Source organism: Pedobacter ginsengiterrae (genome assembly GCF_039537385.1).
Lineage (GTDB): Bacteria > Bacteroidota > Bacteroidia > Sphingobacteriales > Sphingobacteriaceae > Pedobacter > Pedobacter ginsengiterrae.
Window position 1 is genome coordinate 91,116 of sequence record NZ_BAABAK010000009.1, and the last position, 14,773, is coordinate 105,888.

Here is a 14,773-nt window from a genome sequence, read left to right on the forward strand (position 1 = left end):
TTTATATTTCTAATTTAGCAATCTGCCCAAAAGGCAAATCTTTTACCATTTGCATAATATAGTCTAGTTTATCGCCTAAGCCTAATTTATCAAGAGATTTATCTGGCCTGTCTACCCTAAAATATGCAAGTAATGTAAACTTGTCATCTCTAAGCTGAACATAATCTGGAATTTTGGCGATGCCTTTTACTTTAATGATATACATTGAGTCCAAAAATAGCTATTTATGCTGAAAGCTGAAAGGCAAAAAATTAGCGAGTTAAGAAAATCCAGCCAGAGTAGGTTTCAAAATCCTCATTAAAATAAACGGTATAGTAGTAAACGGCAGACGGCAAATCTTTGCCTTCAAATTTACCATCCCACGGTTTATATACTCCGTTGCTTTGGTAAACTAAGTTGCCATAGCGATTTGTTATTTTCACTCGGGTATTGGTAAAAGCTTCGGTTGCGGGTATAGTCCAGTAATCGTTTATTCCATCGCCATTTGGCGAAAAAGAATTTGGTATAACTATTTTAGGATAAACTTTTACTAAAACATCATCTGTACTATTTAAGCAACCTGCGTTCGATTGGGCATGTAAAGTGTAGGTAATATCGAATGGAGGGGTTGCTTTCGGATTAAGTTTTGTCGGGTCATCCAAATAATCGTTTGGAGTCCAAAAATAGCTTACATCATCTCCTGTTACTTTACCGTTTAATATTACAGAATAACCATTTAAAGCTTTTAAATCTGCTCCAGCATCAGCTACTGCATTTTTTAAAATTATAACCTTAACGGTTGCCGTTTCTGAACAAATACCATTTGAAGCTGTTACCGTATAGGTAGTAGTTTCTTTCGGATTAGCAATCGGGTTGGCAATTTCTGAAGAAGATAAACTTTCGCTTGGGAGCCATTTATAACTAATTCCACCAGAAGCAAATAATGTAATTGGATTATTTTCGCAAGTTTCAACAGAAGTAAAACTGGTGGTTAAGAAAGGTTCGAGAACCACCAATGTAGTTGTAGAGGTGCTTGCACAGCCATTTAAAGTTGCAGTTACAGTATAATCTCCAGCCATATCGAATTGTGTATTACTAATAATTGGATTTTTATCTGTAGATGTAAACCCATTTGGACCTGTCCATTTAAACGTTGTACCCTCAGTAGCCGAGAGTTGAACGCTGGAGCCAATACAAGTTGGACTATTATTACTCGCAATTGTATTAAATTTTGCAGTAACGGTAATCGTTAAAGGATCAGAAGCTACACGGCAATTTACTGAATTGATATTTTGTCTTTCTGCGGTAATTAATCGATATTGATAAGATCCAATTGCTGCTCCTGTAAGGTTAACAGTGGTTTGCGTAGTGTTTTGTCCTGGAATGTCAGTCCAAATGTTACCAGTTAATGATTGCCATTGATAAACAGCATCGACATAAGTAGATGCAGTAATGTTTGCAGCTAAAGCATAGTTTCCTGAATTACCTTCACACACACTAATATTTGAAGGCACATTATTTACAGATGAGGTAATAATAGGACCGCAAGCTCTGAATGTTATATCATCTAAAGCGATATCATTTCCAATTCCACCAGGACCACTATTTGAAATTTTTAAAACTAAATCTGTTTGGTTGGTTGTTGTAAAAGTGGTTGCATATTGAATCCATTTTGGCGTTGGGCCATCTTCAATGTCATTTGTGTTATACTTCCCCACTGGTGCCCCTGCCGTAGTTTCAATAGTAAAAGTGATATTAGGTTTTTTGCCCGAATAATTTAACAGGTTAATAATCCATGCAGCAAATTCGTAAGTTGTTCCTGGGCAAAGACCTGATATATTTGTTTGATAAAAAATACCAGGGTTTTCAGAAGCATTTACAACCATCATATAGCCATTCGGATCGTTTGGTGTATGGTTAGGTATTTGATGCCAACCATTACCAATTTGATTATGCATACCATTGGTGCTTTTGGCTATGGTATATTCGCCATCATCAGGACTATCCTGAACATACAAATAATTTGTATTTGCCGTACTTAAAGGAGCTGCGAAATTAGATGTTCCAGAGCCAAAATTTATATTTATAACAGGGTCGCCTAGTGCGCCATTACAAACCTGTTGCGAAAATGTAATTGTTGAGAGAAATACCAGAAAACTCGAGAGTAAGACTTTGAGCAGATTACACATTTTGGGGAGCATTTTTATCACAATATCTTAATAAAAAATTAAAATGACCGCAACTGTCTTATTTATTGGTTATAAAACGTTTAAAAAATCAACAGTATTTACGTTATCGGCATAATCCCAAAGTTTTGGATGCTGGCTTTGGCCAAAGTCAAAAGTATTTATGCCTAAATTAGCTTTAGTAATAACGCACTGAATTTGCGCTGCTTTATCTTTCAATTTGTCTTCCACATCTGTAAGATTTTTATATTCTTCATAAAAAAGAGCAGCCAAGGGCGATGTCAAGCTTTCATCTTCTTTTAACAGCAAAAAGCCATTATCAAAGTGCTTAACCATATTAACCAGGTAAATAGATTTATTGTAATCGTAATTGTTGTTATACTTAAAATGATTGATTATTGGTTGATAGCTTTCTATTCCTTCATAAAATTTAGCAATATCGTAGCCTTCAGGGAAATAAATTTTTGATACATTTCTACAACCTAAGCCAAAGTAATCAAAAATATCTGCTCCTAAATTTTGAATATCTTCAAAACTTTCGTTTCCTGTTAAAACTGCAACACTATTTCTGTTTTTTCTGATAATGTTTGGAACCTTACTGAAATAGTAATCGAAATAACGAGATGAATTATTACTTCCAGTTGCAATAACCGCATCGAAGTCTTTAAGCCGTTCTACATATTCAATATTATTTTGTAATGCAGGTTCTAAAATAATCAGCTCCGAAAGAATTGCTGTAATCAGTTTATCATCGGCCGATGAAAGTTTAATTAGAGCGATATTTCCTGTTGCTAAAACACTTAAAACATCATGCAAGCCAACCATTGGTATGTTGCCCGCTAGGATTAAACCAACTTTTTTTGGGGTTGAACTAAACTCTACTGATTGAAACCAAATATCGATATCTTCTTCATTTAACATCTCCGAAAAAGATAAAATTGATTTTTTTATATTCTCAGTAGTAAACCATGCATTACTACTTTCTGCTCCATGAAATGCATTTTCTAGTATGTCAGTAGAGTTGGTAAGGTTTTTGCCAAGCTTTTTAAAGGCAATTATTACTTTTTCTTGAGTTAATGCTGACATATTTAGAATTATTATTAATTGATTATATCTTATATTTGCAGCGCAAAGGTAAACTAAGCAAAAGAATTAGACGAAGACATGGCGATTAAAATAACAGATGAGTGTATAAATTGTGGGGCTTGCGAACCAGAATGCCCAAATAATGCAATTTATGATGCCGGTACTGCATGGCGTTTTTCTGATGGTACAAATTTAGAAGGCGTTATAGATTTTGGTAATCAACAAATTGAAGCTGATGCATCGCAAGAGGCAGTTTCTGATGAAGTTTATTACATCGTATCGGATAAGTGTACAGAATGCAAAGGATTTCATGACGAACCCCAATGTGCTGCGGTTTGCCCGGTAGATTGTTGCGTAGATGATGAAGACATTCGCGAAACTGAAGAAGAGTTATTAACTAAAAAAGCTTGGTTGCACCAGGAAGGTTAATTATTTTCAGTTATGGATAACCATACTGAGCGGAATAAAGATTATATGTTAAAAAAGTTCTAATGAAAATTAGAACTTTTTTTTGGTACTAATTTAAATATTAACAAAGTTTTATCAAATAATTGGTTGCCTAACCAACTAGTCTAGCTCCGATTTGTTTGGAATAATTAAAACAGGGCAAGCCGACTTTCTGGCAACGTGTTCGGCAACGCTACCCATTAAAAAATGATACAAGCCTGTTCTGCCATAGGTTCCAATTACAATTAAGTCTGAACCCCATTCATCAGATTGTTGAATAATTCCATGTGCAGCGGTATCAACAACGCTTAAATAATCAGTTTTAATACCGTTGCTGTATTTAGATTCTATTTCCTTTAATAAAATATGGCTGTTTTCTTCACTATTATCGTAAGTTTCTAAAAATACGGGCGCTAAGGTTAAATCAGGATTTACATTTGCAGGTATTGGCTCAATAATATTTACCAATGCCACTTCTGCACCAAATTTTTCGGCAATTTCGTAACCTGCCTTTGCGGCCTTTTCTGAACAGGTACTATTATCTACAGCTATTAATATTTTTTTAAAATTCATGTTGAGCAGATTTAAATGTGATCATCATAAAAATAACAAATTTGCTCGCAAAATGTTAGCGGGTAAATGTAATTTATTAGTTTTATGCAATAATTCAACTGAGCAAAAAATGGAAAATCAATATGGCATTTGCAGGGTAGCTATTGCACCGTTAAGAGCAGAAGCGTCTGATAAGGCTGAAATCGTATCTCAATTATTATTTGGAGACCATATAGAGGTAATTCAAAAAGAAGAGCGATGGTGGCTAATTCAAAATGGTTACGATGGTTACGAAGGCTGGATCGATTTCCGACAACTGGCACCAATTTCTCAAAGCCAATTTGCTGATATGCACGATTGTAGATTGTTTGCTCCGAAAAACTACAATAACATTTTAAAAGCTGAAGATGGTAGTTTATACCATTTAAGCACGGGAAGTAATTTACCGTTTTACAAAGATGGTTATTGCTATGTTGGAGCAGAGAAATTCGAAGTTACTTTCGAACCTCATAACAGTACAAATGCCGATTTTAAAGCTGAAATTACCTCAACTAGTAAGTTTTTTCAAAACATACCTTATTTGTGGGGCGGTAGAAATATTTTTGGTCTAGATTGTTCTGGCTTTGTACAAACAGTTTTTAAACTGTTAAACATTAAGCTAAATCGCGATGCCTCGCAACAAGCAGAGCAAGGAAAATTGGTTGGGTTTTTGGCCGAATGTAAACCTGGCGATGTTGCCTTTTTCGATAATGCCGAAGGTAAAATTACCCATGTAGGTATTATGCTTAGTGCGAATGAAATTATACATTCATCGGGAAAGGTAAGGATAGATCCAATAGATGATGAAGGAATTTTTAATAAAGAATTAGGCAAGTACACACATAAATTGAGGATCATTAAACGTTTTGTGGATAATACTTAATCTTCCATCTCCCAAACCATCACTTGCCGGTCATCGCCTGTGCTAATTAAATATTTTCCATCATTGCTCCAAATCAACTTATTAATGGAGTGTGTATGGCCAATGCCACCTTTCTCTAAACTCAAAATTTTATAGAGCTTAAAGTTTTCTGCATCCCATAACTTAATTTTTTTGTCCTGACTGCTTGTTGCAAAATAGGGTAGAGTAGGATGGAACGCTATATCGTAAACCGTAAACATATGTGCTGGAATGGTTTGCAATAGTTCGTATGTTGGCAAATTCCAGATTTTTAATTGTGCATCTCTGCTCCCCGAAATTAAATATTTTCCTGTAGGATGATAGGTTAAGGAAGTAACCGGCAAAGAATGACTGTCTAAATTTTGTTTGATACTATAATCAGCAAGGTTATAAATTTTGATTAAATGATCTTTACAACCGAAAGCGATTTCCGTTTCATCTGGAGAAATAGCAATCGCCCTCACAGTATCGTAAGCAGCTTGAAAGCGATAAATCTCCGAAAAATCTTCAAGCGACCAAACGGCGACAGCGCCATCTTCGCCTGTGGTTAAAAGTTCGTTTTTACTTTTTACCACCTGAATATTAAAAATGGGTTTTGTGTGTGCGCTAATTCTTGCAATTACCTTTTCTTCGTTTAAATCATAAACACTAAAAGCACCACTTCGTTCGCCAACAAAAAGTTTGTTGTTGTGGTAGTACAGGTAATAAACAGAACTTTGTACTGGCATTTTAACCTTTACAAAAGCCATCGTTTCCAACGACCATTCTACAACGCCTTTATCATTTCCAGCGCTAAAAAAAGTTTCCGCTTTATCTGAATTTGCTAGGGCATAAACAGGGTTTTGGTGGCCTGAAAAAGTTTTTAAGTGTTTAATCATTTTATGTTTCTCTGTTCTTACTTTAAATTTAGATTTGACATTTTTTTGTTTTCTCTGTAAGCAATAACAAACTGAGCAATTATTAAAAGGTCAATAATCAGCTTTGTAATAATCAAATATTGGGGAGGACCAAACGCCGAGGCGTTTGCAAAATTCACTTGAAAAAGTATTTGAAGAGTAATTAGAATGGTAATGATTGAAAAAAGCACACTTAAAAATCCTAAATATAAATGCCATTTTTCAAACTTTTGGCTATTTTTTATAAAATGAAATAGTGTAACCCAATTGAAAAAAATAGATGGTATGATAAGGGCTAAATCAAGATAATTTTCACTGCTTTTGAATATCGCTATGAATATTATTCCTAAAAAAAGATTTAGATAACTAATGTATTTAAGCATGTGTAGGTTTGAAATTCTTTTATATTAATTTAAATTTTGGCTATGTAATGCTATTGTCAACTTGAAATCTATACCAAAGCCTATTGATGTCTTTTCTCTAAATTCTTTGCAATATCTTGAATAGATAAGCCTTTCTCTTTCAATAAAAATAATAGATGAAAGACTAAGTCTGATGCCTCCCCAATTAAGTCTTCTTCAGTTTCTGCCAATGCAGCTATCACGGTTTCAACGCCCTCTTCGCCAACTTTTTGAGCGATTTTGTTTAAGCCTTTGCTACGCATTTTGTTAATGTACGAGCCTTCGACAGGATTTTCATATCTATCGGTTATGATGTTTTCCAATTCAAAAATGAAGTTCTGATTGAATTCTGTTTTGAAACAGCTTCTACTTCCCGTGTGACAGGTTGGCCCAATTGGATTTGCTTTAATTAAGATTGTATCATTATCACAATCGATATGTATAGATTTCACGAAAAGGAAATTTCCACTTTCTTCTCCTTTGGTCCACAAACGGTTTTTAGAGCGAGAGTAAAAGGTCACTTTACCTTCAGCTTGTGTTTTTTCAAATGCTTCGGCATTCATGTAGCCTAACATTAAAACTTCTAAAGTTTGTTCGTCTTGTATTACTACAGGGACCAAACCATCACTTTTATTAAAATCTATATTCATAGTATTCTCTTGTTCCGTCATTGCGAGGTACGAAGCAATCCTAAAGCGATGGGTTTTAACGCCTTCCTAAATAGTAAGATTGCTTCGTGACTCGCAATGACGAGTTTATTTATATCCTAACAGGAATTCCATTCCTTTTTAATTCTTGTTTTAAATCTGGTATCAGGATTTCGCCGTAATGAAATACCGAAGCAGCTAATGCCGCATCAACATTTGCTTTTTGAAAAACCTCTGTGAAATGTTCCATACTACCTGCACCGCCTGAAGCTATAATCGGAATGTTGATCATTTGATTTACTTTGAGTAGTAAATCGCAATCAAAACCCGCTTTTGTGCCATCATGGTCCATAGAAGTTAACAGAATTTCGCCTGCACCTAAATCTTCAGCCTGTTTAATCCAAGTCTCAGTTTCCAATTCGGTAATTAATCGTCCACCGTTTAAATGGACCATATTTTTACCACCAACATATTTGGTGTCGACCGCTAAAACCACAAACTGAACACCAAAAGCCTTTGCAAGCTCTTCAATTAGTTTAGGATTTCTAACCGCTGCCGAATTAATACTGATTTTATCCGCACCAGCATTTAACAAAGCTTCTGCATCTGCAAGCTCGGTTATTCCACCACCAATAGTAAATGGAATATTCAGTTGGCGGGCCACAGATTTAACCATCTCAATCATTGTTTTACGGCGTTCGTGAGTGGCTGTGATGTCCAGAAAAACTAGCTCATCGGCACCTTGCTGTGCATATTGTGCAGCCAATTCTACAGGATCTCCTGCATCGCGTAAATCAACAAAGTTTACGCCTTTTACTGTACGCCCGTCTTTAACGTCTAGGCAGGGGATTATTCTTTTACTCAGCATTTGCTTGGGTTTTCGTCATTGCGAGGCACGAAGCAATCTTAAAGCACCAGCTATAGTTTTAAGATTGCTTCGTGCCTCGCAATGACGAGTTTGTTAAATTTTATCTTTTTACTAATCCAAAAATTATCGATGCACCGCCAATTATTAATGCAGGTATAAAAAGCAAAATGCAATATTCACCAATTATACTTACCGTTCTCCAATGATCTCCCATATAGCTAAATGTAGCCGCAATAAAGAGCAACATGGAAATACCTAGAAATAAAAGCACAATTCCGACAATGATAAAATTTTTTGCTTTCATCCAATTTAAATCGAACTCAGCATCTTCAAATTCCACTCTTTAATCTGTTCGATGGTAATTCTATCCTCATAAATCGCTTTACCAACCACCACGCTTCTAATAGGGAATTTTGCTAAATCGTAAATATCTTCCATTGAGCTTACACCGCCTGATGCAATTAACTTAATCATAGGCGAATGTTCCAACAGTTTTTTATACAAATCGATTGCTGCGCCACCTAATTTTCCATCCTTGCTAATATCTGTACACAAAAAACGGAAGAAGCCTAATGCCAAACATTTATCAACGTAATCCATTAATTTAATTGGCGAACTTTCCATCCAGCCAGAATATTTAATCACTTCGTCTAAAACATCAATAGCAATAACAATACGGTTTGCATAGTTGTCTTTTTTTGCAAATGCTTCGCTTAATTGTTGTAAAAAGTCTGGATTGGTAATGGCTTGTGTGCCCACAATAACACGATGGATTCCTGCATCAAGCAAGTTGGTTACTTGCTCAATCGTCCGGATTCCGCCACCGTATTGCACTTTCATCTCGGTTTTTTTAATGATTTCAAAAAGAGATTTCTGATTGCTGAAATCGCCTTTTGCACCATTTAAATCAATAATATGGATAAAATCTGTTCCGTTTGAACGGTATTTTTCTATCATTTCAGCGATAGAAACATCATATTCAGTTTTTTGGTTGTAATCGCCTTCACGTAGGCGAACAACTTTTCCATCCAAAATATCAATAGCAGGAATTATGTACATTTTTTTTAAGTTAAAAGTTGAAAGTGAAAAGTTATTTAAATATTAACTATTCCTCAGCTTAAGTTTGAAAAATTTTTTAATATCTGTTCGCCAGCTTTGCCCGATTTTTCAGGATGGAACTGAACGCCGTAAAAATTGTCTTTTTGCACCGCTGCCGAAAATTTTAGTCCGTAATTGGCAGAAGCGATGTCAAAAGTAGGGTTATATTCAATAAAGTACGAATGAACGAAGTAAAATTGTGCATTAACTTCAACACCCTCGAATAGCGAATTGTTTTTATGCTGAACATCATTCCATCCCATGTGTGGGATTTTGATATTCAACGACTTATCGAATTTTTTGGTTTTAACAGGAACGATATCTAACAATGCCGCATCGCCCTCTTCAGAATGTTCGGTAATCAGCTGCATGCCCACACAAATGCCTAAAACTGGTTTTTTTAAGGCTTTTATTGCTTTAATCAGGCCGGTGTGTTTTAGTTTTTCCATCGCAGCACCTGCATGTCCGACACCTGGAATGATGATGTGGCTATATTTTTCTAAATCACTTTCAGTGTTTACCATGCCATACTGCAGGTTTAAACGCTCCAAAGCTGCGGTTAAAGAGAAAATATTGCCAGCACCGTAGTTTACTATTCCAATCATAATTATTATCAATATTTAGTATCATGTATCAGAACAAGATACTTTTTTATAAAATTTGAAAACGAATGTCAGTTTTTCAAAGGTTCTGCAGTCCCGCTATTCGTTTCAAGTTTTTTTACTTCTGTCATTCTGAGGCACAAAGAATCTGTTTCATCGGTTGCAGATGCTTCGTGCCTCAGCATGACAGTTTATTTAAGGTTAGTGCTAAGTAAAAACCTTTCCACTACTATCGGGTTTATTTAACAAAGTATGTGCAACCCGTAAATCTCCTAAAAGTGCCTTTGCTTTCGCACTCTATATATGGCTTATATTTACGTTAAGTCTGTAGCTCCCTGTTTAGTGCAATGTCATCAATTAATGCAAAACAAAAAAGAATTGTCATCCTGAGCGTAGTCGAAGGACAGATTATTTTTTGTTTTCGACCATCGAAATGGTCTTCGACTACGCTCAGACTGACAACATTTGTGTTTAAGTTAGTGACATTACTGTTCAAGGGGGGTTAAAGCAGCCCCTTTGTACTCGGTAAAACCATTTTCTCTGCATCACGCTTAATTGCCATTTTTATCGCCTTTGCGAAAGCCTTAAATATAGCCTCAATTTTATGATGCTCGTTATCTCCCTCAGCTTTTACGTTCAAATTGCATTTTGCAGCATCGCTGAACGATTTAAAAAAGTGATAGAACATTTCTGTAGGCATATCGCCAACTTTCTCACGTTTAAATTCAGCATCCCAAACAATCCAGTTACGGCCGCCGAAATCGATAGCAACCTGCGCTAAACAATCATCCATCGGTAAACAGAAACCATAACGCTCAATGCCAAGTTTGTTGCCTAAACCTTTAGCAAAAGCCTCTCCAAGGGCTATTCCGGTATCTTCAATGGTGTGGTGTTCATCGATATGTAAATCACCTTTGGCAATCACTTCCAAATCAACACTTCCATGTCTGGCAATTTGGTCAAGCATGTGGTCGAAAAAGTTTAAACCAGTTTCGATTTTCGCTTTTCCAGTACCATCTAAGTCTAAATTAATGCTAATATCAGTTTCATTTGTCTTGCGAACATGGTTAATTTTTCTACTTCCAGCTTTGAGTAAGTTGTAAATATCTTCCCATTTCTGCGTTTCCAAAATGATGATGTCCAACAAAGTTTCATGTTTGTCTAAAGCCTCGGTAGAACCAAGAGCATCATTCTGGCGAAGAAAAATTGCTTTTGCTCCCAGATTTTTAGCCAACACTACATCGTTTAATCTATCGCCAATCACGTATGAGTTTTTCAAATCGTAATCGCCATTGAAATATTTTGTCAATAATGCGGTGCCTGGCTTGCGGGTAGGAGCGTTGTCTTTTGCAAAAGTTCTATCAATAACAATTTCGCTAAAATTAACCCCTTCGCCAGCAAAAGTATCAAGCATAAAATTATGAATTGGCCAGAAGTTTTCTTCGGGATTCGATAGTGTGCCCAAACCATCCTGATTCGTAACCATCACTAATTCATAATCCATTTCGGATGCAATTTTCGAAAGGTAATAAAGTGAGCGAGGATAAAATTTAAGCTTGGCAAAACTGTCTACTTGTTCATCATCGGGCTCGATATTTAAAGTTCCGTCTCTATCTATAAATAGTACTTTTTTCATCTTTTAGAAATTTTTCAGAATGGTTAACAGTTTATCGTTTTCTTCTTTTGTACCAACAGTAATTCTCAAACAACCTTCGCATAAAATAACTTTCGACCGATCGCGGACAATAATTCCTTGCTCTACTAAAGTGTCATAAATTTTTGTTGCATCTGTAACTTCAGTCAATATGAAATTCGCATCAGATGGGTAAACTTTTGTGACGATATTTAGTGCATTTAATTCGATAGAAAGTCGTTCTCTTTCGGTAACAGATTCCTTAATCCAGGTGTTAACTTGTGCGATGTTTTTTAAGGCTTCAAAAGCTAAGTCCTGAGTCGCCTGATTGATGTTGTAAGGTGGCTTTATTTTGTTCAAAACATCAATAACTTTTCGTGATGAAAATGCCATTCCTAAACGTAAAGCTGCAAGCCCCCAAGCCTTAGAAAAAGTTTGCAAAACAACCAGGTTTGCGTACTCGGTTAGCTCCTGAATAAATGTCTTTTGTCGGGCGTAATTTATGTACGCTTCATCAACCACAACGATGCCTTTAAAGTTGGTTAAAATCGTTTCAATATCTTCGCGGTTTATCGAATTTCCTGTTGGATTATTTGGAGAACAAATGAAAATTATTTTGGTGTTTTTGTCAATGGTTTCTGCAATTTTTTCCATGTCTAACTGAAAGTTCGTTAGCAAGCTTACTTTGCGGATTTCTACATCGTTTATGTTGGCCGAAACTTCGTACATTCCATAAGTGGGAGGCAAAACTATTACATTGTCTTTTCCAGGGTTACAAAAGGCACGGAATAATAAATCTATGGCCTCATCACTTCCATTGCCTAAAAATGTATTTTCAATAGGCACACCTTTAATTTTACTAATCGCATCCTTTAAATCCAACTGCAAAGGATCTGGGTAGCGATTGTAATTTGCAGGTAGGGGAGAACCGTAGCTGTTCTCATTTGCATCTAGAAAAACTGATGCCTGTCCTTTAAACTCGTCTCTAGCGGTAGAATACGGTTTAAGGTTTCTTATATTTTCTCTTACTAAATCGTTAATGTCCATTTTCTTGGTTATTTAAGTTTTAGTTTTAGTTGTTTGGGTTGTTTCCTTCAATTATATCGAAACAGCCATTAACCAAAAACCAACCAACTATTTTAATCTAATTGTAATCGCATTCTTGTGTGCTTGTAATCCTTCAGCAGCTGCAAGTGTTTCAACGGTAGCTCCAATATTGTTTAATCCATTGATATTTAGATGCTGAAATGTTATCTTTTTAAGGAATGCATCAGTTGAAACTCCTGAATAAGCTTTAGCAAAACCACTTGTTGGTAAAGTGTGGTTTGTTCCTGAAGCGTAGTCTCCTGCGCTTTCTGGAGTAAGATTACCTAAAAATACCGAACCTGCATTGATTATCAAGGGAATAAGGCTTTCGAAATTTTCGGTGGCTAAAATTAAATGTTCAGGCGCATAGTCGTTAGAAAAATCCATTCCAACAGTTATATTATCAACCAAAATTGCATAAGAATTTTCAATTGCCTTAGCTGCTATTTCCTTTCTTGGTAGTATAGATAGTTGATTTTCAATCTCTAAAAGTGTTTTTTCTATTATTTCTTTTGAAGTAGAAACTAAAATTGCCTGACTATCAGTTCCGTGTTCAGCTTGCGCAAGTAAATCTGCAGCTACAAATGACGGGTTGGCAGTCTCATCTGCGATCACTAAAACCTCCGATGGACCAGCTGGCATATCAATCGCAACCTTATTTTGAACCATAGTTTTGGCGGTAGTAACATAACGGTTCCCTGGGCCAAATATCTTATAAACTTGTGGTACGGTTTCCGTTCCGAAAGCCATAGCAGCCACCGCTTGCGCACCACCAATCAGGTAGATTTTTTTAATGCCTAGTAGCACGGCACAGTAAGCAAGATAACAGTTTGTTTTTCCATCACTTTGTGGAGGAGAGCAAACTACTATTTCTTTACAGCCAGCGATAATTGCAGGTGTAGCGAGCATTAAAAATGTACTTGGTAAAACAGCAGTTCCGCCTGGAATATATAGGCCAACCTTTTCTATTGCTCTCGATTCCCGCCAACAAACCACACCAGGCATGGTTTCTATTTTGTCTTCCGTTTTTAATTGAGATTGATGAAATGCTTTGATGTTCTGATAAGCCGTTTCAATTGCGTGTTTTGCATCGGCTGGGATGTTAGAAGCAATGTGTTTTAATTCCTCTGCATCTAAATAAAGCTTTTCTAATTCTACTTTATCAAAGGCTTTAGCGAAATTAAATAGCGCTTTATCTCCATCATTTTTTACGGTTTTAATGATATCTGCAACACGTTCTTCAACCAATTTATCGTCTTCAATTTGTCGCGAACACAGTTCTTCAATTTTTGATTTAGATAAATCTGTATAATTATAGACTTTCAATGTGTTATAATTTAAAATTAACTAATAGTTAATGCTTTTTTATGCTTTTTTAGCCTGTTTTTAGGTGATGATTTTCTCAATTGGCATCACTAAAATACCTTCTGCGCCAGCTGCTTTTAAGCTGTTAATTTTATCCCAAAAATCTTCTTCAGCAATTACCGAATGTACGGCAACCCAGTTCGGTTCGAACAACGGAACTACCGTTGGACTTTTAACACCTGGTAACAAATCAACAACTTTTTGTAGGTTATCTTTTGAAACATTTAGTACAACATATTTGTTCGATTTTGCACTGAGCACCGAACGAATTCTTTGTAGCAATTCTGCAACTTCAGGGTTGTCAAGTATCGATTTATTTCCGATTAAAACAGCCTCCGATTGCATCACATCTGCGAAAGGTTTTAGTCCGTTGCTTTTTAAAGTTCCGCCTGTAGAAACGATGTCGAAAATGGCATCACTTAGTCCTAATCCTGGTCCAATTTCTACCGAACCTGAGATTGTTCTGATGTCTGATTTTATTCCTTTTTCTGTTAGGAATTTTTCGAGAATTACAGGGTAAGAAGTAGCAATTGCTTTGCCGTTTAAGTCTTCTAATTTCTGAATTTCACTACCTGTTTGAACAGCGATTTTTAGGGTGCATTTTCCAAAACCAAGGCGTTGTAAATACTCCACATTTGCCTTTGTTTCTGTGATTACATTTTCGCCAACAATTCCTAAATCGGCAATGCCATCCTGAACGTATTCTGGAATATCATCATCGCGAAGAAAGAGAATTTCTAAGGGAAAATTTTGAACGGTTGATATTAAAGAGCTTTTATAGTTTTCGAAAGAAAGACCACAATTTTTTAGTATTTCTACAGATTTTTCGTTTAACCTACCCGATTTCTGGATAGCAATTTTTAGTGTTTTCAAAGTATTGAATATAGAGTGTGCAAGAAATTATTCTACGGAAAAAAAGTTTTGAAGTACAAAACAAACATATCATATCGCCTAACGGCGATGATGCAAATGTAAGTGATGGTTCAA

The 14,773-nt window shown here is 35.9% G+C and carries 17 protein-coding genes; 2 read left to right on the forward strand and 15 right to left on the reverse strand.

Annotation, left to right across the window (positions count from 1 at the left end; all coding sequences use genetic code 11):
• Position 1 precedes the first annotated feature (1 nt).
• From ABD692_RS08275 to ABD692_RS08285, 3 genes are all read right to left on the reverse strand, one after another.
• On the reverse strand, positions 2–205 hold the full coding sequence (locus tag ABD692_RS08275) for a fructose-6-phosphate aldolase (protein ID WP_269415359.1): 204 nt from the start codon (positions 203–205) through the stop codon (positions 2–4).
• A gap of 46 nt (positions 206–251) precedes the next feature.
• Positions 252–2,168, reverse strand: a complete 1,917-nt coding sequence (locus ABD692_RS08280; RefSeq protein WP_344766150.1) for a T9SS type B sorting domain-containing protein — start codon at positions 2,166–2,168, stop codon at positions 252–254.
• A gap of 69 nt (positions 2,169–2,237) precedes the next feature.
• Positions 2,238–3,251 (reverse strand): acyl-CoA reductase, encoded by a 1,014-nt coding sequence (locus ABD692_RS08285; RefSeq protein ID WP_344766151.1) that lies wholly within the window; start codon positions 3,249–3,251, stop codon positions 2,238–2,240.
• 78 nt (positions 3,252–3,329) lie between these two features.
• Between ABD692_RS08285 and ABD692_RS08290 the strand changes: the two genes are divergently transcribed.
• Positions 3,330–3,680, forward strand: coding sequence for a 4Fe-4S dicluster domain-containing protein (locus ABD692_RS08290; protein ID WP_316763782.1), 351 nt, complete (start codon positions 3,330–3,332; stop codon positions 3,678–3,680).
• Positions 3,681–3,818: 138 nt separating this feature from the next.
• On the opposite strand, the gene ABD692_RS08295 is transcribed toward ABD692_RS08290, so the two are convergent.
• Positions 3,819–4,271 (reverse strand): universal stress protein, encoded by a 453-nt coding sequence (locus tag ABD692_RS08295; RefSeq protein WP_344766152.1) that lies wholly within the window; start codon positions 4,269–4,271, stop codon positions 3,819–3,821.
• Positions 4,272–4,380: 109 nt separating this feature from the next.
• Here ABD692_RS08295 and ABD692_RS08300 point away from each other — a divergent pair, with 109 nt between their 5' ends.
• Positions 4,381–5,172: a C40 family peptidase gene (locus tag ABD692_RS08300; protein ID WP_344766153.1), complete on the forward strand. Its 792-nt coding sequence runs from the start codon at positions 4,381–4,383 to the stop codon at positions 5,170–5,172.
• Here ABD692_RS08300 and ABD692_RS08305 read toward each other — a convergent pair.
• The 11 genes from ABD692_RS08305 to hisG form a co-directional block, all read right to left on the reverse strand.
• On the reverse strand, positions 5,169–6,068 hold the full coding sequence (locus tag ABD692_RS08305; protein WP_344766154.1) for a WD40 repeat domain-containing protein: 900 nt from the start codon (positions 6,066–6,068) through the stop codon (positions 5,169–5,171). The two genes, ABD692_RS08300 and ABD692_RS08305, sit on opposite strands and share 4 nt — an antisense overlap.
• A 17-nt stretch (positions 6,069–6,085) precedes the next feature.
• Positions 6,086–6,469 carry a hypothetical protein gene (locus ABD692_RS08310; RefSeq protein ID WP_344766155.1) on the reverse strand — a complete coding sequence of 128 codons (384 nt, stop codon included), beginning with the start codon at positions 6,467–6,469 and terminating at the stop codon, positions 6,086–6,088.
• Between the two features lie 80 nt (positions 6,470–6,549).
• Positions 6,550–7,158, reverse strand: a complete 609-nt coding sequence (gene hisIE / locus ABD692_RS08315; RefSeq protein WP_344766156.1) for a bifunctional phosphoribosyl-AMP cyclohydrolase/phosphoribosyl-ATP diphosphatase HisIE — start codon at positions 7,156–7,158, stop codon at positions 6,550–6,552.
• An 88-nt stretch (positions 7,159–7,246) separates the two neighbouring features.
• Positions 7,247–8,002 (reverse strand): imidazole glycerol phosphate synthase subunit HisF, encoded by a 756-nt coding sequence (hisF, locus tag ABD692_RS08320; RefSeq protein ID WP_344766157.1) that lies wholly within the window; start codon positions 8,000–8,002, stop codon positions 7,247–7,249.
• 100 nt (positions 8,003–8,102) lie between these two features.
• A complete protein-coding gene (locus ABD692_RS08325) occupies positions 8,103–8,306 on the reverse strand; it encodes a hypothetical protein (RefSeq protein ID WP_316763763.1) in 204 nt (67 codons plus the stop codon).
• A gap of 5 nt (positions 8,307–8,311) precedes the next feature.
• Positions 8,312–9,061, reverse strand: coding sequence for a 1-(5-phosphoribosyl)-5-[(5-phosphoribosylamino)methylideneamino]imidazole-4-carboxamide isomerase (hisA, locus tag ABD692_RS08330; RefSeq protein ID WP_316763760.1), 750 nt, complete (start codon positions 9,059–9,061; stop codon positions 8,312–8,314).
• 53 nt (positions 9,062–9,114) lie between these two features.
• On the reverse strand, positions 9,115–9,705 hold the full coding sequence (hisH, locus tag ABD692_RS08335) for an imidazole glycerol phosphate synthase subunit HisH (protein WP_316763755.1): 591 nt from the start codon (positions 9,703–9,705) through the stop codon (positions 9,115–9,117).
• 499 nt (positions 9,706–10,204) lie between these two features.
• Positions 10,205–11,338 carry a bifunctional histidinol-phosphatase/imidazoleglycerol-phosphate dehydratase HisB gene (gene hisB, locus ABD692_RS08340; protein ID WP_344766158.1) on the reverse strand — a complete coding sequence of 378 codons (1,134 nt, stop codon included), beginning with the start codon at positions 11,336–11,338 and terminating at the stop codon, positions 10,205–10,207.
• A gap of 3 nt (positions 11,339–11,341) precedes the next feature.
• The gene (gene hisC, locus ABD692_RS08345) at positions 11,342–12,382 is read right to left on the reverse strand and encodes a histidinol-phosphate transaminase (RefSeq protein WP_344766159.1); all 1,041 of its coding nucleotides are present in this window, start codon (positions 12,380–12,382) and stop codon (positions 11,342–11,344) included.
• A gap of 87 nt (positions 12,383–12,469) precedes the next feature.
• A complete protein-coding gene (gene hisD, locus ABD692_RS08350) occupies positions 12,470–13,747 on the reverse strand; it encodes a histidinol dehydrogenase (protein ID WP_344766160.1) in 1,278 nt (425 codons plus the stop codon).
• 60 nt (positions 13,748–13,807) lie between these two features.
• The gene (gene hisG, locus ABD692_RS08355) at positions 13,808–14,659 is read right to left on the reverse strand and encodes an ATP phosphoribosyltransferase (RefSeq protein WP_344766161.1); all 852 of its coding nucleotides are present in this window, start codon (positions 14,657–14,659) and stop codon (positions 13,808–13,810) included.
• Positions 14,660–14,773 lie beyond the last annotated feature (114 nt).